This is a genomic window from Mycobacterium hippophais, assembly GCF_027529605.1.
Classification (GTDB): Bacteria; Actinomycetota; Actinomycetes; order Mycobacteriales; family Mycobacteriaceae; genus Mycobacterium; species Mycobacterium arseniciresistens.
This window is the reverse complement of record NZ_JAPZPY010000014.1, coordinates 115,047-139,785: the sequence shown is the minus strand read 5'-3', so window position 1 is coordinate 139,785 and position 24,739 is coordinate 115,047. Positions and strand designations below refer to the sequence as shown.

The following is a 24,739-nucleotide window of genomic DNA, read 5'->3' as shown; positions in this document are numbered from 1 at the left end:
CTAGCGCTTGCTTCTTGCGATGCCCCAGAAGGCGGCGCCCGCCACCGTGAGTGTGACCAGTGCGCCGACGATTCCGGCGATGCCACCGGTCGCGGCGTGCCCGCCGATCGCGTAGTCGGCCAGTGGCGACGACGACAGTGGATGCTCGGTCGCGTGCTGCGCGATGCAGGCGCCGCTGAGTTCCTCGCCCGCCGCGGTCTCCACCACCTCGCAGCCCTGCAGCGTCGCCGAGTCCAGACCGTCGGGGCTGCCGCTGGCGAGGTAGGACAGGCCGCCTGCGATCACCAGCACAGCGGTGGCGAAGGCGAACCAGAACACCGACCGTCGCGTCATGCCGGCACCCCGGCGCGCGTCCGGCGGCGCAGCAGATGCACCAGGTCGGGCCGGGCGCCTGCGACGGCCACCACGGTGAGGGCGGTGATGAGTCCCTCACCGATGCCGATCAGGACGTGCGTGATGAACATGTAACCGGCGACCGTGGACAGCGACGCTCCGCCCGCCCCGCTGAGCGCGAACTCGACGACGAATCCCATTGCCGCGCAGACCGTCCCGACGAGTGCCGCGACGAAGGAGATTCCGCCCAGCGTCCTGGTGGACACCTCGCCGCGGCGCCGCGCCAGCGTGAGCCCCAGCACCGCCGTGCCGTAGCCGGCCAACACACCGATCACCGCCATGTTGGTGATGTTCGTGCCCAGCGCGCTCACCCCGCCGTCGGCGAACAGCAGCGACTGCACCACCAGCACGATCGCGATACACAGCGCCCCGGTGTACGGGCCGACGAGGATCGCGGCCAGCGCACCGCCGAGCAGATGCCCGCTGACACCGGGCAGGATCGGGAAGTTCACCATCTGCACCGCGAAGATGAACGCGGCGACCAGTCCGGCCAACGGCACGGTGCGCTCGTCGAGCTCGGCGCGGGCCCTGACGGTGCAGAATCCGACTGCCGCAACGGCGATCACGGCGAAGATCAGTGACACCGGCGCACTGACGATGCCGTCGCTCATGTGCATGGCGACGACGCTGGTGGCGGCCATCCGATGAGCCTATGACCGCACCCGACATATGTCCAGATGAACAGATGGACAGATGTACCGAGGTCAGCGCTTCGTCCCCGTCACGACCAGATACTCGGCCTCCCAGACCGCACGGTCACCGTCGCCCCGGTCGGCCTCGACGAGGAATCGCAGGAAGTCCCGGTCCAGCACCTCGACCCGGTCCGGTGCGGCGGCGTTGTGCGCATAGGTCGCGATCGTCGGCCCGTAGTTGCGCTTCCAGTACTCCCGGAACTGTGCGGGTGACGTGCAGTGGTCGAGCACCACCGTCCGGCGCTCGAACGCCCACCCGGTCACGCGGTCGCCGAACAGGGCACGGATGTGGGCCTCGTCGCCCCACATCGGCGGCGATCCGGCACCGGGAGGCGGTGGCGGGGCGTAGGGCTTCATGGTGGCGAACAACTGCCCGACGAAGCCCGATGGCGTCCAGTTGACCATGCCGATGGTGCCGCCGGGCCGGAGCACCCGGATCAACTCACCGGCGGTGACGTCGTGATGCGGCGCGAACATCGCACCGACACAGGACATCACGATGTCGAACGCGCCGTCGGCGAACGGCAGCGCCTCGGCGTCGGCCTCCACCCATTCCAGCTCGACTCCGTGCGCGGCGGCGATCCGCCTGCCGGCGTCGAACAGTTCCGGCGCCAGGTCGCAGGCGGTCACCATCGCTCCGGCTTGCGCCGCGGGGATGGCGGCATTGCCGGATCCGGCCGCCACGTCGAGCACCCGGTCGTCGGGCCGCACCCCGCACGCCTGCACCAGTGCCGGGCCAAGGGACGGGATCAGCTCCGCGGCGACGGCCGGGTAGTCACCCGACGCCCACAGCGCGCGGTGCTTCGCCTTGAGCGCCCGGTCGGCCTCGTCGACCGTCGTGTGTTCAGTGGTCATCAGTCCTCCAGTTCTCGATGGTCGCTCTACGATCGGCGGCGACGGTTCGGCGGACCTTCGGCGTTCGTTGAATGCGCAGCTCAGGGAGCGAGAAGGCGTCGCAGGGCCGCCCTGGCGAGCGCCATTGCCTCCGGGCCGGACAGGATCGCGGGATCTTCGGCGAACCGGTCGTCACCGGGATCGGCGCGGCGCAGCGCCGCGGCGTCCGCCGCCGCGCCGGTCCGCTCCAGCAGCGGGATGACGTAGCGCAGGCAGTACCAGTGCTGCGCCCCGGCGCCCTCACCGGCCTGGCTCCAGTGGTCGAGCACCTCGTGGAGTCGACGGGCCGCGGCCGCCGGGTCACCGTGCACGGCGGTCACGGCCGCGGACTCCATCCGGGCGATGCCCGTGAGCCAGTTGTTCTGCACGGGCGCGGCCAAAGCGAACGCCTCGTCCAGCACCGCGACCGCACGCTCGGGATCGGTGGACTTGAGCGAGCGGCCCAGTGCGCACCGGGCCATCGCCGAGACACTCGGATTGGCGGTGGTCGCCGCGACGCGGATGGCTTCCGCAGCGGCGGCCAGTCCGGCCTCCGGGACACCGAGGACATCCTGGGCCACCGTGCTGTTGTACAGATTCCACACCAGCCTCGGTGCATCGCCGGCGTCGCGGGCGACGGCGCACTCCTCGAGGTAATGCCCAAGCGCGACAGCGGGATCGCCGCAGACCACCGCCACGTCGGCGGGAATGTCGCCCGGGTATCCGAGGTAGGAGTGGCCGCGTTCGGGGACCCTGCCCTCGGCGAGCGCGGCGAGCGCCAGCGCATGGGAGAACCGGCCGAGCACCCATGCGCCGCGCGCGGACACCCCGACCGCCGCGGCGAACAGCGGATGGGCGGGATCGGCGGATTCGATCGCCCGGTCCACCCAGTCCATCGAGGTGTAGCCGACCCGCATGTGCATCAGTTCGGGCAGCGACGCGACGATGCGCAGCGCGAGGCCGGTGTCACCGTCGGCCATCGCCCGCTCGAAGGCGGTGCGCAGGTTGTCGTGGTCGGGTGAGGTGAAGGTGGTGCCCGCGGTCGGCGCCATCCGTTCGATCCACACCTGCTCGTCGGGACCGTGCATCGCCGTGGCCCCGCGCTCGGCCAGTTCGGTGAAGTACGTGGCGTGCCGCACGGCGCACCGGTCGTGAGAATCGTTCTCGCGCAATCGCTCCCGGCCGTACGCCCGCAGCGTCTCCAGCACCGAGTAGCGGGTTCCCGCGTCACCGTGGACGGCGACCACCATCGACTTGTCCACCAGGCCGGTCAGCAGTTCCAGCGTGTCGTCCTCGTCGTCGCTGCGCTCGGCGCAGACCCCGTGCACCGCCTCCAGGTCGAAGCTGCCCGCGAACACCGACAACCGGTCGAACAGGGTCTGCTCCCGCTCGGCCAGCAGACGGTAGGACCAGTCGATGGTCGCCTCGACGCTCTGCTGGCGCGGGTGAGCGCCGCGCGCACCGCCGCTGAGCAGTCGCAGCCGGTCCAGCCGTCGCGCGACGTCGAGGCTGCTCATCGCCCGCAGGCGCGCGGCGGCGAGTTCGATCGCCAGCGGCACACCGTCGAGCCGGCGACAGATCTCGGCGACGGCGCCGATCGGTTCGGTGTCGAGGTCGAAGTCGGGCCGGATCGCCCTGGCCCGGTCGGCGAACAGGGCGGTGGCGTCGCCCTCGGGCAGCGGTTCGACGGGCAGCAGCCGCTCACCGTCGATACCGAGGGATTCCCGGCTCGTGACGAGCACCGCGACCCCGGCGCACTCGCGGGTGATGCGGTCCACCAGGTCCGCCGCGTCGGCCAGCACGTGCTCGCAGTTGTCCACGACCAGCAGCAGCCGGCGGCTGCGCAGGTGGTCGACCACGGTGGTGGTGACGGCGGTGTCCCTGCCCTGCGGCAGGCCGAGCGCAACCGCGACGGCCCGGCCCACAGCGGACCCGTCGTCGACGGGGGCGAGTTCGCAGGTCCGGACACCGTCGGGGAAGCCGTCGGCGTGGTCGGCGGCCTCGTAGGCCAGTCGGGTCTTGCCGACACCACCCACGCCGGTCAGCGTCAGCGCGGTGCCCACCCGCAGCGCACCGGTGATCGCGGCCAGCTCGCTCGTGCGGCCGATGAACCGGGTCGCCCGGCGCGGGGTGGGGCGGGTGGGCTGCGGCGCCGGCGCGTCCTGCGGAGCGGGCACGGTTGCGCCGGCGAGGATCTCGCGGTGCACGGCCTCCAGCGCCGGCCCGGGTTCGACGCCCAGTTCGGCGACGAGTCGCGCCCGCATCCGCCGGTAGGTCTGCAGCGCGGCGGCCTGTCTGCCGCTGCGGTACTGCGCCAGCATCAACTGTGCGGCGATCCGTTCGTCGAGCGGGTGAGCCGTTGCCGCCGTGCTCAGTTCGGTGAGCAGTTCGGTGTGCCGGCCGACCCGCAGCGCGGCGTCGTTGCGGTCCAGCGTGGCGGAGAGGCGCTCGGTCTCCAGCGCCGCGCGCATCTCGTTCACCCACGGCGTGTCGAGGCCGGCGAACGGCTCACCGGTCCACAGCGCCAGTGCGTCGTCGAACGCGGCGAGCGCCTCCCCCGGTTGTCCGGCGGCGCGGGCCGCGACGGTCAGCGTGCGGAACCGGTGCAGGTCGACCGAGTCGGCGTGCGCGTTCAGCGTGTAGCCCGCCGTCCCGCGGGCGATGTGCACGGCGTCGGCGGCGGCGAGCGCGTGGCGGAGCCTGGACACGTACGCCGCCAGCGCGTTACGGGCCCGGTGCGGCGGATCGCCCGCCCACACCCGCTCGATGAGCTGATCGGCCGACACTGGCCGGTTCACGTCGACCAGCAGACAGGCGAGCACACACCGCTGCCGCGCATGCCCGACGTCGAGGCCGTGGCCGTCCACGAGGGCCTCGACCTCACCGAGTAACCGGAAATTCACCCCCATCGGGGTACAGCGTCCACCACGGGGCGACCCCGTGCCCGCGAAACACGCGGAGCCGGTCAGTCGTGCCGGGCGCCGATCCAGTGCAGCAGGTCGTGCACCGTCTGGTCCTCGAGGCGGTAGCTCACCGACCGGCCCACCCGCGTCGAGCTGACCCAGCCCTGTTCCCGTAGCACCCGCAGCGCCTGCGACACCGCGTTCTCCGAACGGCCGAGGGCGGCCGCCAGGTCGCTGACGCAGATTCCGGGCGCCCGGTGCAGCCCGAGCAGGATGCCCAGCCGGTTCGGATCCGACAGCAGGTCGAAGCGCTGCGTCCAGCCGGCGGTGTCGACGTCGGCCAGCGCCGACGTCGCCCGCTCGACGTGCACGTGCTCGCCGGCTCGGATCACAGCTCTCAATGTAGCGCCCGACGGGTTATGGCGAGGGCCCCCGGCGTCAGTCCAGGAAGCCGTGCAGCAGCGTGGCCGAACCGGCGACGTGGACACGCATGGCGGTGGCCGCGCCGTCGGCGTCCCCGGCCAGGATCGCGATCACGACGGCCTCGTGCTGTTCGTCGGAGTGGGCGATGTTGCGGGCCAGCAGCGGGATCCCGTCCAGCATCGCGTTGACCCGCATCCTGTTCTCGGCCACCAGCGGCACCAGTGACGGCGAGCCGGCCGCCTCGGCGATCGCCAGGTGCAGCCGCGAGTCGAGCCGCCGGTAGTCGTCGGGCGCCGCAGAGCGCACGTCGGCCAGCCGCGACCACAACCCTTCCCGCTCGGCGGCGGTCAGCGTGCGCTGTGCCGCCATCCGCGCAGCGCCCACCTCGAGGATCTCCCGCAGCCGCAGCGCGTCGTCGATCTCCGCCCGGCTGACGCCGGCCTGCGCACCGGTGTGCGGGGGCAGTTCGTCGGCCAGGAACGTGCCGCCGTAGCGACCGCGACGGGCCACCAGATAGCCGGCATCGGCCAGCGACCGGATCGCCTCGCGCACGGTGTCGCGGCTGACCCCGAGCCGCGCCGCCAGTTCACGCTCGGGTGGCAGCGACTCCCCCGGTGCGACCACCCCGAGCCGGATCGTCTGCAGCAGCCGTCCGACGGTGTCCTCGAACGCGTTTCCCAGCCGCACCGGCCGCAGCAGGGCATCGCCCGCTTCCGGGGAGATCGGCACGTCCGGGTCGGCGGTCATCGCAGCCGGCTTACAGCGGAGTGACGTAGTGGCCGCTGATGCCGCCGTCGACCAGGAAGCTCGACGCGGTGATGAACGAGGCGTCGTCACTGGCCAGGAACGCCACCGCCGCGGCGAGTTCCTCCGGCTCGGCGAACCGCCCCACCGGCACGTGCACCAGCCGCCGCGCCGCCCGCTCGGGGTCCTTGGCGAAGAGTTCCTGCAGCAGCGGGGTGTTCACCGGGCCAGGGCACAGTGCGTTGACCCGGATGCCCTGGCGCGCGTACTGCACACCGAGCTCCCGGGAGATGGCCAGCACACCGCCCTTGGATGCGGTGTAGGAGATCTGCGACGTCGCCGATCCCATCACCGCCACGAACGACGCGGTGTTGATGATCGACCCCTTCTGCGCGGGGACCATGTGCCGCAGCGCAGCCTTGCAGCAGAAGAACACCGACTTGAGGTTGATGTCCTGCACCCGCTGCCATGCGTCGATGCCGGTGTTCTCGATCAGGTCGTCCTCGGGCGGACTGATCCCGGCGTTGTTGAACGCGATGTCCACCGAGCCGTGCGTCTCGGCGGCGGTGTCGAACAGCTCGTCGACCGCCACCTGGTCGGAGACGTCGACGGCGACGAAGGTGCCGTTCAGGTCGTCGGCGACGGACTTCCCGGCGGCCGGGTCGATGTCACCGATCACGATGGTGGCGCCCTCGGCCCGCATCCGCCTGGCACTCGCCAGCCCGATGCCGCTGGCGCCGCCGGTGATCACGGCGACCTTGCCGGCCAGTCGCTGGGTCAGGTCCATTCAGTTCTCCTCTGCGGCTTGCATTCAGGCTTCGTCTCGTCAGGCTTCTTCGATGGCGATGAAGACGTTCTTGGTCTCGGTGAACGACAGCGGCGCATCCGGCCCGAGCTCGCGGCCCAGCCCGGACTGCTTGAACCCGCCGAACGGGGTGGTGTACCGCACCGAGGAGTGCGAGTTCACCGACAGGTTCCCCGATTCCACCGCACGCGTCACCCGCAGCGCGCGTGACAGGTTGTCGGTCCAGATCGATCCCGACAGCCCGTAGGGCGTGTCGTTGGCCAGCGTGATCGCGTCGGCCTCGTCGTCGAAGGGCAGCACGGTGACCACCGGCCCGAAGATCTCCTCGCGCACGGTGCGGTCCTGGCGCTGCGGGGTGAGCACCGTCGGCGGGAACCACCAGCCCGGTCCGGACGGTGCGGCGCCGCGGAACGCCACCGGCGCGTCGTCGGGCACATAGGACGCCACCGAATCCCGGTGCGCCCGTGACACCAGCGGGCCCATCTCGGTGTCCTCGGCGCGGGGATCGCCGACCACCAGGCCCTTGACGGCAGGCTCCAGCAGCTCCATGAATCGGTCGTAGACGTTGCGCTGCACCAGGATCCGGCTGCGTGCGCAGCAGTCCTGGCCGGCGTTGTCGAACACCCCGTACGGCGCGGTGGCTGCGGCCTTCTCCAGGTCGCAGTCGTCGAAGACGATGTTGGCGCTCTTGCCGCCCAGTTCCAGGGTGACGCGTTTGACCTGGGCGGCGGCACCGGCCATCACGCGGGTGCCGACCTCGGTCGAGCCGGTGAAGACGATCTTGCGCACGTCCGGGTGGGTGACGAACCGCTCGCCCACCACCGACCCCTTGCCGGGCAGCACCTGGAACAGGCCGTCGGGAAGGCCCGCCGCGAGCGCGAGCTCGCCGAGCCGGATGGAGGTCAGCGGCGTCCACTCCGCCGGTTTGAGCACCACGGCGTTGCCCGCGGCCAGCGCCGGCGCGAACCCCCAGGCCGCGATGGTCATCGGGAAGTTCCACGGCGTGATCACCCCGACCACGCCGAGCGGCTCGTTGAACGTCACGTCGAGTCCGCCTGCGACGGGGATCTGCTTGCCGGACAGGCGTTCCGGGGCTGCGGAGTAGAACTGCAGCACGTCACGGACGTGGCCGGCCTCCCAGGTGGCGTTGCCGACCGGGTGCCCGGAGTTGGCGACCTCCAGCGCGGCGAGTTCCGGCACGTGGGCGTCCACGGCCGCGGCGAACGACCGCAGCGCCGCCGCCCGGTCGGCCGGCGCCAGCCTGGCCCACGCCCGCTGCGCGATGACCGCCCGCGCGACCGCCTCGTCGACACCGTCGACGTCGAGGAGTTCGACCGAGCGCAGCACCTCTTCGGTGGCCGGGTTGATGACGTCACTGGTGCTGGTGCTCAAGAGCGTTCCTCTCCTTCGCGTGTCGTGCCGCGGCGGCCACCACGCCGGCGAACAACCGCAGATCGTCGAGTCGTTCCTCGGGATGCCACTGCACGGCCAGCACCCAGGTGTCGGGGTGCGCGGCACGGTCCAGCTCCACCGCCTCGATCACCCCGTCGTCGTCGCGGGCGCTGACGATCAGGCCTTCGCCGAGGCGGTCGATGGCCTGGTGGTGGTAACACTGTGCGCCCGAGGTCTTCCCGATCAGGTCCGCCAGCCGGGTGCCGGGTTCGGTCCACACGGCCGATGTGCCGAACACCGCGTTGCCCTTCTGGTGATGGGTGTGGCCGATGACGTCGGGCAGGTGCTGGATGAGGGTTCCGCCGAGGGCGACGTTGAGCACCTGGGCGCCGCGGCAGATGCCGAGCACGGGCATGCCGCGCCGCAACGCGCCGTCGACGAGGGCGAACTCCCAGCCGTCGCGGACGCGGTCGGGTTCGTCGGTGCGCGCATGGGGTCGCTGGCCGTAGCGGGCGGGGTCGACGTCCTTGCCGCCGGTCAGGATCAGCCCGTCCAGCCCGTCGAGCACGCGGTCGGCGGTGCCCGCGTCGGTGGGTTGCGGCGGCAGCAGGACCACCACGCCGCCTGCGAGGTTGACGCCCTGGAAGTAGACGGCGGGCAGGAAACTCGCCTGCACGTCCCACACCCCGGTCTGCGCCTGCTGCAGGTAGGTGGTCATGCCGATCACCGGCGGCGCCGCGGCGCCCGCCTCGTTCTCATAGCCGTTCAAAACCACGCACCCGCTCCCAGTCGGTGACCGCGGCGTTGAACGCGTCGAGTTCCACGCGGGCGTTGTTGAGGTAGTGGTCCACCACCTCGTCGCCGAACGCGTCACGCGCCACCTTCGAGCCGTCGAACAGCGCGGCGGCCTCGGCCAGCGTCGTCGGCAGCCGCTCGGCCCCGCTGGTGTAGGCGTTGCCCTCCAGCGGTTCCGGCAGTTCGAGCTCGTTCTCGATGCCGTACAGGCCGCCGGCGATCAGCGCCGCCACCGCGAGGTACTGGTTGACGTCGCCGCCTGGCGCCCGGCACTCCATCCGCATGCCCGCGCCGTGGCCCACCACGCGCAGCGGGCAGGTGCGATTGTCGATGCCCCATGCGATCGCGGTCGGGGCGAAGCTGCCTTCCGCGAACCGCTTGTAGGAGTTGATGTTCGGTGCGAAGAACAGCGTCAGCTCACGCATTGTGGCCAGCTGGCCCGCGATGAAGCTGCGGAACATCGGCGACATGCCGAGCGGGTCGCCGTCGTCGGCGAACACCGACGCGCCGTCCTCGCCGCGCAGCGAAATGTGGATGTGACAGCTGTTGCCCTCGCGCTCGTCGAACTTCGCCATGAACGTCAGGCTCTTGCCGTGCTGGTCGGCGATCTCCTTGGCGCCGTTCTTGTAGATCGTGTGGTTGTCACACGTGGTCCGGGCGTGGTCGTAGCGGAAGCCGATCTCCTGCTGGCCGAGGTTGCACTCGCCCTTGACGCCTTCGCAGTACATCCCTGCGCCCTCCATGCCGCGGCGGATGTCGCGCAGCAGCGGCTCCATCCGCGTCGAGGCGAGCATCGCGTAGTCGATGTTGTAGTCGGTGGCCGGCCGCAGGTTGCGGTAGCCGGCCGCCCACGCGTCACGGAACCCGGTGTCGAACACCATGAACTCGAGTTCGGTCGCGGCGTAGGGCACCAGTCCCCGGTCGGCGAGCCGGTCGATCTGCGCGTTGAGGATGCTGCGCGGGGCCTGGATCACCGGGGTGCCGTCGGTCCACGAGAGGTCGGCCATCACCAGCGCGGTGCCCGGCAGCCAGGGCAGCAGCCGCAGCGTCGCGAAGTCCGGCGTCATCACCATGTCGCCGTAGCCGGTCTCCCAGCTGGAAATCGCGTAACCGTCGACGGTGTTGTTGTCGACGTCGACGGCGAGCAGGTAGTTGCAGCACTCGGCGCCGTGGGCCGCGGCGTCCTCGACGAACAGGCGCGCCGACAGCCGCTTGCCGGTGAGCCTGCCCTGCATGTCGCAGAACGCCACGATCACGGTGTCGATGTCGCCGTCGGCGACGGACTGCTCGAGTTCGGCCTGGGACAGCATGCCGGGGTTCGGGCTCATGGGGGACCTTCCTGAAGGACATCCGGTCGCTGGCTCAGAATCAATGACTCGAAGCGCAGATTCAACCATTGAATCGCATAACCACCGTTCTCCGCCTGCATGTTTACAGGAACGTCACTTCCAAAGGTAGGACAATAGACCATTGGCATCCTGTTCCTCGTGCGGCGAACGCCATCGAAGACGAGATCCTCGAGGGTCACACCGACTGATGCGATCTGGATCACCACAGGTCGCTCGCCCGTTAATTTTTCCGCCCTGCGGGTAATGTCACCTGCGTGTGTGGAGCCACCGGCGAGGTACGCCTCGACGGCCGAACCCCTGATCTGGCCGCTGTGTCGGCGATGGCCGAGGCGATGTCGCCGCGCGGTCCCGACGGCGCGGGCGCCTGGTCAGCGGGCAGGGTCGCATTGGGACACCGTCGCCTGAAGATCATCGACCTCACCGAGGCCGGCGGCCAGCCCATGGTCGACTCCGACCTCGGCCTCGCGATCGCCTGGAACGGCTGCATCTACAACTACCCCGAGCTGCGCCGCGAGCTGTCCGACCACGGCTACCGGTTCTTCTCCACCAGCGACACCGAGGTGATGCTGAAGGCCTACCACCGCTGGGGTGACCGGTTCGTCGACCACCTGAAGGGCATGTTCGCGTTCGCCATCGTCGAGCGCGAGTCCGGCCGGGTGCTGCTGGGCCGTGACCGGCTGGGCATCAAGCCGCTGTACATCACCGAGGACGCCCACCGCATCCGGTTCGCCTCGTCGCTGCCCGCACTGGTGGCCGGCGGGGGTGTGGACACCCGCATCGACCCGGTCGCGCTGCACCACTACCTCACGTTCCACTCGGTGGTCCCGCCGCCGCTGACCATCCTGCAGGGCGTCAAGAAGGTGCCGCCTGCGTCGCTGATCGCGATCGAGCCGGACGGCCGCCGCACCACCACCACCTACTGGTCCCCCGATTTCAGCCGCCGCGACGACCGCGCCGACTGGTCGGAACAGGATTGGGAGGACGCCGTCCTGGCGTCGCTGCGGCTGGCCGTCGAGCGCCGGCTGGTGGCCGACGTGCCGGTCGGCTGCCTGCTGTCCGGCGGGGTCGACTCCAGCCTTATCGTCGGGCTGCTCGCCGAGGCCGGCCAGCACGGACTGCAGACTTTCTCGATCGGATTCGAGTCGGTGGGCGGGGTGGCCGGCGACGAGTTCAAGTACTCCGACATCGTCGCCGAACGGTTCGGCACCGACCACCACCAGATCCGCATCGGCACCGAGCGCATGCTGCCCGCGCTCGACGGTGCGATCGGCGCGATGAGCGAACCGATGGTCAGCCACGACTGCGTGGCGTTCTACCTGCTCAGCCAGGAAGTAGCCAAGCACGTCAAGGTGGTGCAGTCCGGCCAGGGCGCCGACGAGGTGTTCGCCGGCTACCACTGGTACCCGCCGATGGGTGACCCTGCGGCAGCCGCCCTCGACGGTTCGGTGCAGACCTACCGCGGCGCCTTCTTCGATCGCGACACCGCAGGCGTCGGCGGCCTGGTCACCCCCGGGTTCTTCGCCGACGGCGACCCGAGCCTGCAGTTCGTCGCCGAGCACTTCGGCCGGCCCGGCGCCCAGTCCGGCGTCGACCGCGCACTGCGCCTGGACACCACCGTCATGCTGGTCGACGACCCGGTCAAGCGGGTGGACAACATGACCATGGCGTGGGGTCTGGAGGGCCGCGTGCCGTTCCTCGACCACGAGCTGGTCGAGCTGGCCGCCACCTGCCCGCCGGAGTACAAGATCGCCCACGGCGGCAAGGGTGTGCTCAAGCAGGCGGCCCGCAAGGTGATCCCGGCCGACGTCATCGACCGGCCCAAGGGCTACTTCCCCGTGCCGGCGCTGACCCACCTCGAGGGCCCCTACCTCGACCTGGTGCGCGACGCGCTGTACGCACCGGAGGCCAAGGAACGCGGACTGTTCCGCCCGGAGGCCGTCGACCGGCTGCTGGCGGACCCCAACGGCAGGCTGACACCGCTGCGGGGCAACGAGCTGTGGCAGATCGGCCTGCTGGAACTGTGGCTGCAACGGCACGGCATCAACGGGGCCGCGGCGTGACCGACACAGATCCACATGTGGTGTCCACCGGTGATCACACCGAGGCCATCACCATGGGTCTGCACGATGCGTCGCCGCAGCATCTCGTCGACGCGATGGCCGACGACGTCGTTCTCGAACTCGGCTGGGGCCGTTTGATCTTCGGCCAGACCTTCGCCGACCCGGAACGGCTGGCGCAGGCCCTGCAACAGGAGGGGCCCGGGCGCCGCGACATCTGCATCTACGCCAGGGAGTCGCACGTCCTCGTCGCACGGTCGCCGTCGGAGCTCTTCATCGATCCCAGCCACACCTACCGGTTGCGCTTCGCCGACCGCGAGGTGCCCGACGCCGATCCCATCGGGTTCACGGTGCGACCGCTCGCCGACGCCGCCGAGGCCGACGCGATGAACCGGGTGTACGTGCGCTGCGGCATGGTGCCCGCCCCCGTCGACGTCATCTGGGCCAACCACCGCGACGTCGACGCCGTCGAGTACCTGGTGGCGGTCCGCGACGACGACGGATCGGTGATCGGCACCGTCACCGGCGTCGACCACAAACTCCTCTTCAACGACCCCGAGGACGGGTCGAGCCTGTGGACGCTCGCGGTCGACCCCACCACCAGCCTGCCCGGCGTCGGGGCGGCCCTGACCAGGGTGTTGGCCGCGACGTTCCGGGACCGGGACCGGGCCTACATGGATCTCTCGGTGGCCCACGACAACGCCGCGGCGATCGCGCTGTACGAGAAGCTCGGCTTCCAGCGGGTCCCGGTGCTGGCGGTCAAGCGCAAGAACGCGATCAACGAACCGCTGTTCACCCATCCGCCGGAGACGGTCGACGACCTCAACCCCTACGCGCGGATCATCGCCGACGAGGCGATGCGTCGCGGCATCTGGGTCGAGGTGCTCGACGCGGGCGCCGGCGAGATGCGGCTCTCGCACGGCGGGCGCAGCGTGATCACCCGCGAATCGCTCTCGGAGTTCACCTCCGCCGTGGCGATGAGCCGGTGCGACGACAAGCGACAGACCCGGCGCATCGTGTCCGAGGCGGGCATCAAAGTGCCCAAGGGCCGGCTGGCCACCTTCGACGCCGAGGACCACGCGTTCCTCGCCGATGTCGGCGACGTCGTGGTCAAGCCCACCCGCGGCGAGCAGGGCAAGGGCATCACCGTCGGTGTCGACGGCCCCGAGGAACTCGACGCCGCCCTGGTCCGGGCCCGCGAGCAGCACCCCGAGGTGCTGATCGAGCAGCGCGCCGCCGGCGACGACCTGCGGCTGGTGGTGATCGACGGCAGGGTGGTCGCGGCCGCGCTGCGCAAGCCCGCGGAGGTCGTCGGCACCGGCAAGCACACCATCAGCGAACTGATCGAGACGCAGAGCAGGCGGCGGGCCGCCGCGACCGGCGGCGAGTCACGCATCCCGATCGACGAGGTCACCAAGTCCACCGTCCGGGAGGCCGGCTGGTCCTTCGACGACGTGCTGCCCGAGGGCGAGCATCTGCGGGTGCGCCGCACGGCCAACCTCCACCAGGGCGGCACCATCCACGACGTCACCGCCGAGGTCAACCCCGAGCTGTGCCGGGTGGCGGTCACCGCCGCCGAAGCGCTCGGCATCCCCGTGACGGGCATCGACCTCCTGGTGCCCGACGTCACCGATACCGAGTACGTGTTCGTCGAGGCCAACGAGCGGCCGGGGCTGGCCAATCACGAACCTCAGCCCACCGCAGCGGCTTTCATCGACTTCCTGTTCCCGAACCAGCCGGGCCTTCCGCAGGCCTGGACTCCGGACGAGACACCGGCCTAGCCGGTCACCATGTGCTGGTGCGCAGCACGATCTCGGCGGCGACCTGCGCGGTGGCGTCCTGCGCGCTGCGCCGGCTGAGCAGTTCGACCAGCCGGAACTCGCCGTACACGTAGCGCTGGCTGGCCTTCGCCACTTCTCGCGACGCCGGGGTGCTCACCAGCGCCGTGGTGTTCATCTCCACCGGCGGGCAGTGCTCGTCGCGGACGGCTCCGGACAGGTCGGCGACCCGGGGATGCCCGCGGTCGATGACCACCAGCCCGATGAAGCGGTCGAGCCGGGTGGCCGCCAACTCCCACGCCAGCTCGCCACCGACCTTGTCCCCCACCAGCAACGCCCAGCGCACGTCGAGCGCATCGAGGATGCCCACCACCGCCTTGGGGGTCAGCCGGGGGTCGGGTCCGATGATGACGGTCCGCAGCGACGCGGTGTGCAGTCGCGCGCAGACCGCGTCGTAGGACGCCGGGGAGTGATTGGCCGCGCCGAGGACCACCACGGTCGAGCCCTTCTCCGGGCCCGCCACGTCCACCGGGACGGAGAACCCGTCGACGGTGACCATGGATGAGAGCATTCGGCCACGCTACAGGGAGAATCCGGGTGCCCGGGCGGAATTTAAGATCAGAATTCGGCTTTCACTGTGCCGCTGCACGTTGCGCCTGTCTGCCCGCGGTGTCCAGAAACGTCTGCGGCAGCGTGCCTTTGACGGCGATGTCCGGATTCGGCGTGGGGAACGCGATGCCGAAGACAGCCATCGCGCCCACGTTCTCGAAGCTGAAATAGACACTGTTGTCGACGCCGGCCAGGGTCATCGTCTGTTGGTACACCAGCGCTTCGGCGCGCGGCGCGGGCAGCCGGGTGGTGGTCATCGGGATGCCGTCGCTGGCCGGGTCGAAGAAGGTCTCGAACTGCGCGCACCGGTCGGCGGTCGCGGCCAGCCGGTCGAGGTCCAGCGGCCACGTCAGCACGGTCATCACGATGCGGACGCCGTCCCAGGCCACCACGTACTCGCCCGCGCTGCCGGGGCCGCGCTCACCGGATCCGGCGATCACCCTGGTGAGCCCGTCCGAGCAACCCGGCGGCTCGGACAGCATCGCCGGCGGGCCGCTGCGGGCGCCGGGCCCATCGGGCGCGCCGGTCCCGTCGGCGATCCGGTCGTACTGCACGCCGGCCGGGAAGTCCTCAGCGGTCAGCAGCGCCCGCTCCAGCCGGGCGCCGGGCCAGGTGGGTGTCCCGGTGACGGCGGTGGCGCAGCCGGTGAGCGCGCAGGCCGCCGCGAGCAGCGCCCCCCACCGGCGGATCATGTGGCCAGGTTAGGCGAGGGCTCAGCGGAGGGTCGTGACGAGCGTCGGGCGCGGCGGCGGACCGTTCGCGACGAGGCCACAGACGGCGTCCACGTCGAGGTGTGTGGCCAGCAGGTCGGCCATCACGTCGAGTTGGGCGTCGCGCCGCGCGGTGACGTCGGTGTCGTCGGCGACGACGAAGCCCGGCCGGCCCGCCGCCGCGGCGATCTCGGTGAGCCAGCGCCTGCGGAACGCGTCGTTGTCGAGCAGTCCGTGCCAGTGGGTGCCGTAGACGCCGTCGCGACGCAGCCCGACAGCGGTGCCGGTGTCGGCGTCGCACCACTCGACGGCGGAGGTGTCGGCGACCCGGCCGTGGTGGATCTCGTAACCCCGCAGCGGGGCGTCGCGGTGGCACAGCGTCTTCTCGGCGGCGAATGCGATGTCGGCGTCGAGCAGTCCGAGGCCGTCGACGCGTCCGGCCCGCGACTCCACGGTGTCGTCGATGCGGCGGCACAGCATCTGGAATCCGCCGCAGATGCCGAGCACCGGCCGGCCCGCGCGGGCGTACCCGACGATCGCCTCGGCGAGGCCGCGCTCGCGCAGCCACGTCAGGTCGGCCACCGTGGCCTTGCTGCCCGGCAGCACCACGACGTCGGCGTCGGCCAGGTCGGCGGGCTCGCTGACCCAGCGCACCAGCACCCCGGGCTCGCAGGCCAGCGCCTCGACGTCGGTGGAGTTCGAGATCCGCGGCAGCCGGACCGCGGCGACGGTCAGGGGCTGGGCGCCGCGCGGCGACGTCGGCCGCCCGACCACCCGGCCGGTCAGCACCGACACCGAATCCTCGGTGTCCAGCCAGATCTCGTCGCTGTAGGGCAGCACGCCGTAGGTGGGCCGCCCGGTCAGCTCGGTCAGCCGGTCCAGCCCGGGCGCCAGCAGCGCCGGGTCGCCGCGGAACTTGTTGACCACGAAGCCGGCGATCAGCGCCTGGTCCTGCGGTTCGAGCACCGCGACGGTGCCGTGGAAGTGGGCCAGCACGCCGCCCCGGTCGATATCGCCGACCACGACGACGGGCAGCCGCCCTGCACGGGCCAGCCCCATGTTGGACAGGTCGGTGGCGCGCAGGTTGATCTCGGCCGGTGAGCCGGCGCCCTCGCACAGCACGACGTCGAATTCCTCGCGCAGCGAAGCGAGTTCGTCGGCGATCAACGCGGCGAGGCGGTCCCGGTGGGCGATGTAGTCCGCGGCGGCCACCGATCCGGTGACCTTGCCGCGCACCACCAGCTGCGAGGTGCAGTCGCTGCCGGGCTTGAGCAGTACGGGGTTGAACCGGATGCTGGGCGCCAGGCCTGCGGCGCGGGCCTGCACCGCCTGCGCCCGGCCGATCTCGCCGCCCTCGACGGTGACCGCCGAGTTGTTCGACATGTTCTGCGCCTTGAACGGCGCCACCCGCACGCCTTGGCGGGCCAGTAGCCGGCACAGCCCGGCGACGACCATCGACTTGCCTGCGTCGCTGGTGGTGCCCGCGACCAGCAGCGCGCCCTTCACGATCCCTCGGCGAGCAGACGCAAAATCGCACTTTGCGCGGCGAAAATGTGCGACTTTGTGTCTGCTCGCGGGCGGACCCTCACAGCTGGGTGAGGATCTCGGCGCCGCCGTCGGTGACCACCAGGGTGTGCTCGAACTGCGCGGTCCACTTCTTGTCGCGGGTGGCCACGGTCCAGCCGTCGTCCCAGATCTCGTAGTCCAGGCCGCCGAGGTTGATCATCGGCTCGATGGTGAATGTCATCCCCGGCTCGAGCACGGTGTCCACCGACGGCTGGTCGTAGTGCAGCACCACCAGGCCGTTGTGGAAGGTGGTGCCGATGCCGTGGCCGGTGAAATCGCGAACCACGTTGTAGCCGAACCGGTTTGCGTACGACTCGATGACCCGGCCGACAACCGACAGCTGACGGCCGGGCTTGACCGCCTTGATCGCCCGCATCGTCGCCTCGTGGGTGCGCTCGACGAGCAGGCGGTGCTCCTCGGCGACGTCACCGGCCGGGAAGGTCGCGTTGGTGTCGCCGTGCACGCCGTCGATATAGGCGGTGACGTCGATGTTGACGATGTCACCGTCCTCAACGACGGTCGAATCCGGGATGCCGTGGCAAATGATCTCGTTGAGCGAGGTGCAGCACGACTTCGGAAATCCCTTGTAGCCCAGGGTCGACGGGTAGGCGCCGTGGTCGACCATGTAGTCGTGCGCGATGCGGTCGAGCTCGTCGGTGGTGACGCCGGGCGCGACGGCCTTGCCCGCCTCGGCCAGCGCGCCCGCCGCGATCCGCCCGGCGACGCGCATCTTCTCGATCACCTCGGGCGTCTGCACCCACGGTTCGCTGCCCTCGTTGACCGTCGGCCGCCAGGCGTACTCGGGGCGGGCGATCGATTTGGGCACCGGCAGCGTCGGGGACAGCTCACCGGGGCGAAGCGCGGTGCGGACAGGCATGACACCCAGGATAGCCAGGAGAACGCCGATCTCCCTTTCGGAGAGTGCTGCTACCTTGACAGCCATGCTCGACGAGTCGAACCTCACGACGCGGCCGATGGAGACCACGCCCGACCACCTGCTCGGACAGCTGGGCCTGCGGGATGTCGTGGTTGCCGACGAGTTGCTCATCCTCGAGATGGACAACCGGCCCGACCTGGCCAACGTCCGCGGCGCGCTGCAGGGCGGCCTGGTGGCCACCCTGATCGACATCGCCGCGGGACGCCTCGCAGGCAGGCACGTCACCGCCGATCAGGACGTCACCACCGCGGACATGACCGTGCACTTCCTCGCGCCCGTCGTGGCGGGCCCGGCCCGCGCCGAGGCGACCATCGTGCGGGCGGGCAGGCGGATGATCGTCACCGCCGTCGACGTGACCGACGTCGGCCGTGACCGGCTGGCCGCGCGGGCCACGTTGAGCTTCGCGGTACTCGACCGCCGCTGAGCGGCGAATCAGGCCGGAGCCGCTGAGTCGTCAGCGCTCGCCGCGCCGCCACCGCCACCCAGTGCGCGGACCGCGGATGTCCACCGAGCCGAACACCACCTTGCCGGTCAGCACCACGTGCGGGCGGCCCTCGGCGGGGGCGTCGCGGCGGTGGTCGGTGGCGCTGCCGACGATCACCTCGACGTCGTCGATCGACGCGCTCGCGCCGTCGGGCAGCCGCAGTTCCAGGCCGCCGGCGCGCAGGTCGAGTTCGATGACGACCATCGGGCCGGCGAACCGGGCCCGGGTCAGGTCGAGGGTGATCGACCCCATCCGGCGGTGCAGCGCCAGCCGGGTCGGGACGATCCACTCGCCTTGGCGTTTCAGGGATCCGAACACGCCACGCAGTTCGACGCGGTCGGTGGCCGAGGTGACGATCGCGCCGGGACCGGGCAGGTCGTCGACGAGCGTGTCGAGGTCGGGCCGCAGCCGGGCCTGCGACACCCGCGCCGAGCGTTCCTCGAACTCGTCGATGTCGATCAGGCCCATCGCGACGGCGTTGTGCAGCCGGCGCAGGGTGCCGTTGCGGTCGGCGTCGGAGATGCGCAGTGCGATGGGTTCGCCGTTGGGACTGGTCATGTCCCGTCCCAATTTACCGCCGCCGGGAGCTCAGGCCAGATAGTCGGGCGGCAGACCGTCGAGCATGCCGCGCAGCATCCGCACCGCGTACTCGGAGCTGCCGCCGCCGACGATCAGCGCGGCGAAGGCCATGTCACCGCGGTAGCCGGCGAACCACGAGTGTGAGCCGCCCGCGAATTCGGCTTCACCGGTCTTGCCGCGCACGTCGCCGACGCCCTGCAAGTCGTCGGCGGTGCCGTTGGTCACCACCAGCCGCATCATCGGCCGCAGGCCGTCGACCATCGCCGGCGAGATGGGCGTGCGGTCGCCGTTGATGACGGTCTCGCGGCCCTCGATCAGGCGGGGCACCGGGGTGCGTCCCGCCGCGACGGTGGCTGCGGCCATCGCCATGCCGAACGGACTGACCAGCACCTTGCCCTGGCCGAAACCGTCCTCGGTGCGCTCGGCCAGGTTGACCGTCGGCGGCACAGAGCCCGACACCGTGGTGATGCCCTCGATCTCGTAGTCCGGCCCGATGCCGTACTGCGCGGCGGCGGTGGTCAACCCGCGCGGCGGCATCCGGCTGGCCAGTTCGGCGAAGGTGGTGTTGCACGAGCTGGCGAAGGCCCGCGACATCGGCACGGTGCCGAGGTCGAAGCCGCCGTAGTTGGGCACGGTGCGGTGGCCGATGTCCATCTTGCCCGGGCAGCCGAGCAGGGTGTTCGGAGTGGCCATGGCCCGGTCGATCGCGGCGCCCGCGGTGACGATCTTGAACGTCGAGCCGGGCGGGTACAGGCCCATGGTGGCGATCGGCCCGTCGGCGTCGGCGGCGGCGTTCTGCGCGACGGCCAGGATCTCGCCGGTGGACGGCTTGATCGCGACGATCATCGCCTTCTTGCCGGTGAAGTTCACCGCGTTCTGCGCCGCGTTCTGCACGGCCCGGTCCAGGCTGATGGTCACCGACGGCGAGGGGTTGCCGGGAACCTCGTTGAGCACGTCGACGTCCACGCCGTTGTGGTTGACGCTGACGACGCGCCAGCCGGCCTGGCCGTCGAGTTCGTCGATGACGGCCTTGCGCACCTCCTCCACGATGGCGGGGGCGAAGCGGTCGTCGGTCGGCAGCATCGCGGCCTGCGGGGTGACGACGACGCCGGGTACCGCCCCGAGCGCCCCCGCGACGCGGTCGTGGTCGGACTGGCGCAGCGTGATCAGGCTCAGCGGCCCCGCCGACGAGCTGGCCACCTCGGCCAGCCGCTGGGCGTCCAGCGTCGGGTCGAACTGCCGCAGCGCGTCGGCGGCCGCGCGCGCGGCGGGCATCAGCGCGCCGCCCGCGGCTCCCGCGTCGAGTGCGTAGCTGTAGAGCCGGCCGGGCACCAGCACGTCGGTGCCGCCCCGCTCGTTGACCGCGGCGCGGGGCGGTGCGTCGGCGCGCAGCGCGAGTGTCTGGTTCTCGCCGAGCCGGGGGTGCAGCCCGGTGGCGCTCCACCGCACCTGCCAGCGGCCCTCGTCGCGGACCATGTTCAGCCGGCCGTCGTAGGTCCAGGTGCGGTCCTTGGGCAGGTGCCAGGTGTAGCGGTAGGTCACGCTGCCGGTGTCCTCGGCGTATCGGGCACTGAGGATCTGGGCGTCCAGCGTGGTCGCCTGCAGACCGGCCCATGCCTCGTTCAGGTCGGTGCGCGCCTCGTCGGGCCGGTCGGCGAGCTCGGCGGCGGCTCCGGTGTCGCCGCGGCCGAGCGCCGCGAAGAACTCCTCGGCCGTCGGTTCGGGACCGTTGGGGCGGGGGGTACAGGCGCTCAGCGACGCCGCCGCCGCAACCACCACCAGCGCGACCAAAGCGGACGCACGTGATACTGCTGAGGTTCGAGTTGCCATTGGGGCAGATGTTATGAACTTTGGCAGCGCATGTCGGGGAGGCGCACCGAGACCCGGCCGTGACAATCACCGAGGCCCGTCGCCGGAGCCCGATCCACCGCATTCCGGCGAAGCGCCCGGTGGTGACGGTAAGCGGTGCGGGGCATACCGTGATCGACGATGGCCGACACCGATCCGTCCCCGAATTTCGGCGACGTACAGCACCACTACGACCTGTCCGACGACTTCTTCCGACTCTTCCTGGATCCCACGCAAACCTACAGCTGCGCGTACTTCGAGCCCCCGGACCTCACGCTGGAACAGGCGCAGCTGGCGAAGATCGACCTGTCGCTGGGCAAATGTGACCTGCGGCGCGGGATGACGCTGCTCGACATCGGTTGCGGGTGGGGCGCCACGATGCTGCGGGCGTTGGAGCGTTACGACGTCAATGTCATCGGGCTGACGTTGAGCGAAAACCAGTACCAGCATGTGCAGGGGCTGCTGGCTTCCCGGCCGAACACCGACTCGGGCAGACACGCCGAGGTGCGGTTGCAAGGATGGGAGGAGTTCCACGATCCGGTGGACCGCATCGTGTCGATCGGCGCGTTCGAACACTTCAAGTACGCCCGCTACCCGATGTTCTTCGAGCGGGCGTACGACGTCCTGCCCGGCGACGGCCGGATGATGCTGCACTCCATCGTCACCATGGGCCGCGACATCTTTCGGATGGGCCGCAAGATCACCCGTGAAGACGTCGACTTCTGGGCGTTCCTCGGCCGGGAGATCTTCCCCGGCGGTGAGCTGCCGCTACCGCAGAGCATCCCCTCCTACGCCGAGGCGGCCGGCTTCGCGGTGCGCAACGTCCAGTCGTTGCAGCCGCATTACGCCCGCACGCTGGACATCTGGGCGGAGACACTGACCGCCCGCCATGACGACGCGGTACGCATCGCCTCGGAGGACACCTACCAGACCTACATCCGGTATCTCACCGGCTGTGCCGACCGGTTCCGTTGGCGCCACGTCGACGTCCGCCAGTACACCCTGACCAAGGCCGCGGCGGCCTGACCGTCAGGACCCGGCGGCCGGGGTGCGCACCACCAGCGGGACCGCCGGGAAGAACGCAGCCATCTCCGAGCGGGACTTCCGCAGTGCCGCGGTGCCGTACCCCCGCTTGCGGAACTGCGGGTGGATCCAGACCCGCACGTTGACCTCGCCGCCGGCCAGCTCGCCGAACACCATGCCGACCTTGTCGGAGCCGTCGATCGCCACCAGCCACGCCGCCTCCTCGGCGGCGACGCGCGACACGGCCGCGGAGATCTCGTCGGCCAGATCGCCTGCGGGACCGCCGGATCCGTCGCCCGCCGCGCCGACATCGGCGGTGCGGGCGGCGAAGATGTCGCCGTCGGCGGTCGCATCGAAGGCCCGCAGCGTCAGCGAGTCCGGCGACGCGGACCCCGACTCGCCCCTCGTGAAGCTCAGCTGGTTGTTGAGATCCTCCAACTCGGCGGCGATGCGCCGCCGGGACACCTTGGTGAGCCGGTCGAAGGACAACCGCAGCACTGCCTCAGCACTGGACGCGGAGGTCTTCAGCAGCGATGCGACCGCCTCGATCGCGGCGTCGTGGTCCTCGGAGTCGACGATCGCGTCGAGCACCTCGTGCCTGTGGTCCAGCGCCCGCACCAGGGTGTCGGCGATCTCGCGGCGGGCGACCTTGGGGTCGGATTCGGTCATGACGGCAGCCTAAGGGCTGCGGACCGCGCCCGGGGAACCGGGCGGTGGTCAGTCGAGCAGAACCGTCGCGAACGTGCCGACCTGCTCAAACCCGATGCGCGCGTAGGTCGCCCGGGCGACGGTGTTGAAGCTGTTGACGTAGAGGCTGGCGATGCGCCCGCTGCGCAGCACCGCCGACGACAGTGCCGCGGTGCCGGTGGTGCCCAGTCCGCGGCCACGCCATTCCGGATGCACCCACACGCCCTGGATCTGGCCGACGGTCGGCGACTGGGAGCCGACCTCGGCCTTGAACACCACCTCGCCGCGCTCGAAGCGGGCCCACGCCCGGCCCGCGGCGATCAGCCCGGCCACCCGGCGCCGGTAGCCGCGGCCGTTGTCGCCCAGCCGCGGGTCGACGCCGACCTCGCCGATGAACATGTCGATGGCCGCGGTGAGATAGGCGTCGAGTTCCTCGATGCGGGCGGGCCGCACCGCCGAGTCGATGGAGCACTGGGGCGCGGAGTGCAGCGCCATCAGCGGCTGGTGCTCGCGCACGTCACGCGCGGGGCCCCACGCCGCCTCGAGCCTGCGCCACATCGGTAGCACCAGCTCCGCCCGGCCCACCAGCGACGAACATCGCCGCGCCGTGCTCATCGCCTGGTCGGCGAAGGCGTTCAGGTCGTCGATCTCACCGCGCAGCGGGATCAGGTTGGGACCGGCGTAACACAGCGAATCGGCGGCACCCCTGCGCGTCCACAGTTCTCCGCCGATGGCGCCTGGCTCGACGCCGTGATCGGCGACCCGGGCGGCGACCATGCACGATCCGATCGGATCCTGGTCGAGCACCTCGAGGACCGCGGCGGCGTCCCGCACCACCGACACCCGTCGCTCGTCGACATGGCGGAACAGCGGCGGTGCCGACATCGCGCGTCTTTCTGTTCGAGCGGTCGTGACCCCGACCACAGGGCCGCCCTCAGCTTACGGTGACAACCGGTGAACCGCTCGCACTTGTCTTGCCGGAGTCCATCTCGGCGGCGATGCGCATCGCCTCCTCGATCAGGGTCTCCACGATCTGCGCCTCGGGCACCGTCTTGATGACCTCGCCGCGAACGAAGATCTGTCCCTTGCCGTTTCCGGACGCGACGCCGAGGTCCGCCTCGCGCGCCTCCCCCGGCCCGTTGACGACACAGCCCATCACCGCGACCCGTAGCGGCACCTCGAGGCCGTCCAGCCCGGCGCTGACCGCGTTGGCCAGCGTGTACACGTCCACCTGGGCCCGGCCGCACGACGGGCAGGACACGATCTCCAGGCCACGCGGCCGCAGGTTCAGCGATTCGAGGATCTGGTTGCCGACCTTGATCTCCTCGACCGGAGGCGCAGACAGCGAGACGCGGATGGTGTCGCCGATGCCCTTGCTCAGCAGCGCCCCGAACGCGACGGCGGACTTGATGGTGCCCTGGAACGCCGGCCCCGCCTCGGTGACGCCGAGGTGCAGCGGGTAGTCGCACTGCGCGGCGAGCTGCTCGTAGGCCGCGACCATGATCACCGGGTCGTTGTGCTTGACACTGATCTTGATGTCGCCGAAGCCGTGCTCCTCGAACAGCGACGCCTCCCACAGCGCCGACTCCACGAGCGCCTCCGGGGTGGCCTTGCCGTACTTCTTCATCAACCGCGGGTCCAGCGAGCCGGCGTTGACGCCGATCCGGATCGGGATGCCGGCCGCGCCCGCCGCCTTGGCGACCTCCTTGACCCGGCCGTCGAACTCCTTGATGTTGCCCGGGTTGACGCGCACGGCGGCACAACCGGCGTCGATCGCGGCGAAGATGTACTTGGGCTGGAAGTGGATGTCGGCGATCACCGGGATCTGCGACTTCTTGGCGATCGCGGGCAGCGCGTCGGCGTCCTCCTGCCGCGGGCACGCCACCCGCACGATGTCGCAGCCGGATGCCGTGAGTTCGGCGATCTGCTGCAGCGTCGCGTTGATGTCGTGGGTCTTGGTGGTGCACATCGACTGCACGGCGATCGGATGGTCGCTGCCGACACCGACATCGCGCACCATCAGCTGGCGCGTCTTGCGGCGGGGCGCGAGCACCGGCGCCGGCGGTGCCGGCATGCCCAGGCCTATCGAAGT

At 70.7% G+C, this 24,739-nt stretch carries 23 protein-coding genes; 4 read left to right on the top strand and 19 right to left on the bottom strand.

All coding sequences use genetic code 11. The annotated features are described in order from the left end of the window. From O6P37_RS24540 to O6P37_RS24495, 10 genes are all read right to left on the bottom strand, one after another. Positions 1-333, bottom strand: a complete 333-nt coding sequence (locus O6P37_RS24540) for a PDGLE domain-containing protein (protein ID WP_269896511.1) — start codon at positions 331-333, stop codon at positions 1-3. Further along, positions 330-1,010: an energy-coupling factor ABC transporter permease gene (locus tag O6P37_RS24535; protein WP_408633246.1), complete on the bottom strand. Its 681-nt coding sequence runs from the start codon at positions 1,008-1,010 to the stop codon at positions 330-332. The genes O6P37_RS24540 and O6P37_RS24535 overlap by 4 nt, the downstream gene beginning before the upstream one ends. Before the next feature lie 87 nt (positions 1,011-1,097). Then, positions 1,098-1,940, bottom strand: a complete 843-nt coding sequence (locus O6P37_RS24530) for a class I SAM-dependent methyltransferase (protein WP_269896509.1) — start codon at positions 1,938-1,940, stop codon at positions 1,098-1,100. A gap of 80 nt (positions 1,941-2,020) precedes the next feature. Next, a complete protein-coding gene (locus O6P37_RS24525) occupies positions 2,021-4,867 on the bottom strand; it encodes a BTAD domain-containing putative transcriptional regulator (protein ID WP_269896508.1) in 2,847 nt (948 codons plus the stop codon). Between the two features lie 56 nt (positions 4,868-4,923). Then, positions 4,924-5,253, bottom strand: coding sequence for an ArsR/SmtB family transcription factor (locus tag O6P37_RS24520; protein ID WP_372503793.1), 330 nt, complete (start codon positions 5,251-5,253; stop codon positions 4,924-4,926). A 46-nt stretch (positions 5,254-5,299) separates the two neighbouring features. Continuing rightward, the gene (locus O6P37_RS24515) at positions 5,300-6,031 is read right to left on the bottom strand and encodes a FadR/GntR family transcriptional regulator (RefSeq protein WP_269896507.1); all 732 of its coding nucleotides are present in this window, start codon (positions 6,029-6,031) and stop codon (positions 5,300-5,302) included. Between the two features lie 10 nt (positions 6,032-6,041). Next, positions 6,042-6,815 (bottom strand): 3-oxoacyl-ACP reductase, encoded by a 774-nt coding sequence (locus O6P37_RS24510; RefSeq protein WP_269896506.1) that lies wholly within the window; start codon positions 6,813-6,815, stop codon positions 6,042-6,044. Between the two features lie 39 nt (positions 6,816-6,854). After that, on the bottom strand, positions 6,855-8,225 hold the full coding sequence (locus O6P37_RS24505) for an aldehyde dehydrogenase family protein (protein WP_269896505.1): 1,371 nt from the start codon (positions 8,223-8,225) through the stop codon (positions 6,855-6,857). Next, positions 8,206-8,943 carry a gamma-glutamyl-gamma-aminobutyrate hydrolase family protein gene (locus O6P37_RS24500; protein WP_269896545.1) on the bottom strand — a complete coding sequence of 246 codons (738 nt, stop codon included), beginning with the start codon at positions 8,941-8,943 and terminating at the stop codon, positions 8,206-8,208. Before O6P37_RS24500 ends, O6P37_RS24505 begins: the two co-directional genes overlap by 20 nt. Before the next feature lie 37 nt (positions 8,944-8,980). After that, on the bottom strand, positions 8,981-10,348 hold the full coding sequence (locus O6P37_RS24495) for a glutamine synthetase family protein (protein ID WP_269896504.1): 1,368 nt from the start codon (positions 10,346-10,348) through the stop codon (positions 8,981-8,983). A 275-nt stretch (positions 10,349-10,623) separates the two neighbouring features. On the opposite strand from O6P37_RS24495, the gene O6P37_RS24490 reads away from it, so the two are divergent. After that, positions 10,624-12,429 carry an N-acetylglutaminylglutamine amidotransferase gene (locus O6P37_RS24490; protein WP_264015091.1) on the top strand — a complete coding sequence of 602 codons (1,806 nt, stop codon included), beginning with the start codon at positions 10,624-10,626 and terminating at the stop codon, positions 12,427-12,429. Between the two features lie 53 nt (positions 12,430-12,482). After that, a complete protein-coding gene (gene ngg, locus O6P37_RS24485) occupies positions 12,483-14,207 on the top strand; it encodes an N-acetylglutaminylglutamine synthetase (RefSeq protein WP_269896544.1) in 1,725 nt (574 codons plus the stop codon). 4 nt (positions 14,208-14,211) lie between these two features. Here the strand turns inward: ngg and O6P37_RS24480 are convergent, their stop codons facing one another. The 4 genes from O6P37_RS24480 to map form a co-directional block, all read right to left on the bottom strand. Next, positions 14,212-14,775 (bottom strand): alpha/beta fold hydrolase, encoded by a 564-nt coding sequence (locus O6P37_RS24480; protein ID WP_264015090.1) that lies wholly within the window; start codon positions 14,773-14,775, stop codon positions 14,212-14,214. A gap of 61 nt (positions 14,776-14,836) precedes the next feature. After that, on the bottom strand, positions 14,837-15,505 hold the full coding sequence (locus O6P37_RS24475; RefSeq protein ID WP_269896503.1) for a hypothetical protein: 669 nt from the start codon (positions 15,503-15,505) through the stop codon (positions 14,837-14,839). Positions 15,506-15,526: 21 nt separating this feature from the next. Then, a complete protein-coding gene (locus tag O6P37_RS24470; RefSeq protein ID WP_269896543.1) occupies positions 15,527-17,032 on the bottom strand; it encodes a cobyric acid synthase in 1,506 nt (501 codons plus the stop codon). 76 nt (positions 17,033-17,108) lie between these two features. Continuing rightward, positions 17,109-17,966, bottom strand: a complete 858-nt coding sequence (gene map, locus O6P37_RS24465; RefSeq protein WP_269896502.1) for a type I methionyl aminopeptidase — start codon at positions 17,964-17,966, stop codon at positions 17,109-17,111. A 97-nt stretch (positions 17,967-18,063) separates the two neighbouring features. Between map and O6P37_RS24460 the strand changes: the two genes are divergently transcribed. After that, complete coding sequence (locus O6P37_RS24460) at positions 18,064-18,450, top strand: PaaI family thioesterase (protein ID WP_269896542.1); 387 nt, start codon at positions 18,064-18,066, stop codon at positions 18,448-18,450. Positions 18,451-18,480: 30 nt separating this feature from the next. Here the strand turns inward: O6P37_RS24460 and O6P37_RS24455 are convergent, their stop codons facing one another. Continuing rightward, positions 18,481-19,068: a DUF1707 SHOCT-like domain-containing protein gene (locus O6P37_RS24455; protein ID WP_269896501.1), complete on the bottom strand. Its 588-nt coding sequence runs from the start codon at positions 19,066-19,068 to the stop codon at positions 18,481-18,483. Between the two features lie 30 nt (positions 19,069-19,098). Next, positions 19,099-20,919, bottom strand: coding sequence for a penicillin-binding transpeptidase domain-containing protein (locus tag O6P37_RS24450; protein WP_269896500.1), 1,821 nt, complete (start codon positions 20,917-20,919; stop codon positions 19,099-19,101). A 159-nt stretch (positions 20,920-21,078) separates the two neighbouring features. Here O6P37_RS24450 and O6P37_RS24445 point away from each other — a divergent pair, with 159 nt between their 5' ends. After that, positions 21,079-21,963 carry a cyclopropane mycolic acid synthase family methyltransferase gene (locus O6P37_RS24445; RefSeq protein WP_269896499.1) on the top strand — a complete coding sequence of 295 codons (885 nt, stop codon included), beginning with the start codon at positions 21,079-21,081 and terminating at the stop codon, positions 21,961-21,963. 3 nt (positions 21,964-21,966) lie between these two features. On the opposite strand, the gene O6P37_RS24440 is transcribed toward O6P37_RS24445, so the two are convergent. From O6P37_RS24440 to ispG, 3 genes are read right to left on the bottom strand one after another with little or no spacing between them, the layout of a single operon-like run. After that, positions 21,967-22,629 carry a GNAT family N-acetyltransferase gene (locus tag O6P37_RS24440; protein WP_269896498.1) on the bottom strand — a complete coding sequence of 221 codons (663 nt, stop codon included), beginning with the start codon at positions 22,627-22,629 and terminating at the stop codon, positions 21,967-21,969. 48 nt (positions 22,630-22,677) lie between these two features. Then, on the bottom strand, positions 22,678-23,532 hold the full coding sequence (locus O6P37_RS24435; protein WP_264012926.1) for a GNAT family N-acetyltransferase: 855 nt from the start codon (positions 23,530-23,532) through the stop codon (positions 22,678-22,680). A 49-nt stretch (positions 23,533-23,581) separates the two neighbouring features. Continuing rightward, positions 23,582-24,721 carry a flavodoxin-dependent (E)-4-hydroxy-3-methylbut-2-enyl-diphosphate synthase gene (gene ispG, locus O6P37_RS24430; RefSeq protein WP_269896541.1) on the bottom strand — a complete coding sequence of 380 codons (1,140 nt, stop codon included), beginning with the start codon at positions 24,719-24,721 and terminating at the stop codon, positions 23,582-23,584. Between the last annotated feature and the right edge of the window lie 18 nt (positions 24,722-24,739).

Bases quoted from the DNA above. Each gene is read 5' to 3' on its own strand.
- O6P37_RS24450 (WP_269896500.1), bottom strand. From the start codon at position 20,919: ATGGCAACTCGAACCTCAGCAGTATCACGTGCGTCCGCTTTGGTCGCG.
- ngg (WP_269896544.1), top strand. From the start codon at position 12,483: ATGGGTCTGCACGATGCGTCGCCGCAGCATCTCGTCGACGCGATGGCC.
- O6P37_RS24515 (WP_269896507.1), bottom strand. From the start codon at position 6,031: ATGACCGCCGACCCGGACGTGCCGATCTCCCCGGAAGCGGGCGATGCC.
- O6P37_RS24475 (WP_269896503.1), bottom strand. From the start codon at position 15,505: ATGATCCGCCGGTGGGGGGCGCTGCTCGCGGCGGCCTGCGCGCTCACC.
- O6P37_RS24540 (WP_269896511.1), bottom strand. From the start codon at position 333: ATGACGCGACGGTCGGTGTTCTGGTTCGCCTTCGCCACCGCTGTGCTG.
- O6P37_RS24445 (WP_269896499.1), top strand. From the start codon at position 21,079: ATGGCCGACACCGATCCGTCCCCGAATTTCGGCGACGTACAGCACCAC.
- O6P37_RS24495 (WP_269896504.1), bottom strand. From the start codon at position 10,348: ATGAGCCCGAACCCCGGCATGCTGTCCCAGGCCGAACTCGAGCAGTCC.
- O6P37_RS24530 (WP_269896509.1), bottom strand. From the start codon at position 1,940: ATGACCACTGAACACACGACGGTCGACGAGGCCGACCGGGCGCTCAAG.
- O6P37_RS24535 (WP_408633246.1), bottom strand. From the start codon at position 1,010: ATGCACATGAGCGACGGCATCGTCAGTGCGCCGGTGTCACTGATCTTC.
- O6P37_RS24480 (WP_264015090.1), bottom strand. From the start codon at position 14,775: ATGCTCTCATCCATGGTCACCGTCGACGGGTTCTCCGTCCCGGTGGAC.
- O6P37_RS24455 (WP_269896501.1), bottom strand. From the start codon at position 19,068: ATGACCAGTCCCAACGGCGAACCCATCGCACTGCGCATCTCCGACGCC.
- O6P37_RS24525 (WP_269896508.1), bottom strand. From the start codon at position 4,867: ATGGGGGTGAATTTCCGGTTACTCGGTGAGGTCGAGGCCCTCGTGGAC.
- map (WP_269896502.1), bottom strand. From the start codon at position 17,966: ATGCCTGTCCGCACCGCGCTTCGCCCCGGTGAGCTGTCCCCGACGCTG.
- ispG (WP_269896541.1), bottom strand. From the start codon at position 24,721: ATGCCGGCACCGCCGGCGCCGGTGCTCGCGCCCCGCCGCAAGACGCGC.
- O6P37_RS24510 (WP_269896506.1), bottom strand. From the start codon at position 6,815: ATGGACCTGACCCAGCGACTGGCCGGCAAGGTCGCCGTGATCACCGGC.
- O6P37_RS24435 (WP_264012926.1), bottom strand. From the start codon at position 23,532: ATGTCGGCACCGCCGCTGTTCCGCCATGTCGACGAGCGACGGGTGTCG.
- O6P37_RS24440 (WP_269896498.1), bottom strand. From the start codon at position 22,629: ATGACCGAATCCGACCCCAAGGTCGCCCGCCGCGAGATCGCCGACACC.
- O6P37_RS24500 (WP_269896545.1), bottom strand. From the start codon at position 8,943: ATGACCACCTACCTGCAGCAGGCGCAGACCGGGGTGTGGGACGTGCAG.
- O6P37_RS24460 (WP_269896542.1), top strand. From the start codon at position 18,064: ATGGAGACCACGCCCGACCACCTGCTCGGACAGCTGGGCCTGCGGGAT.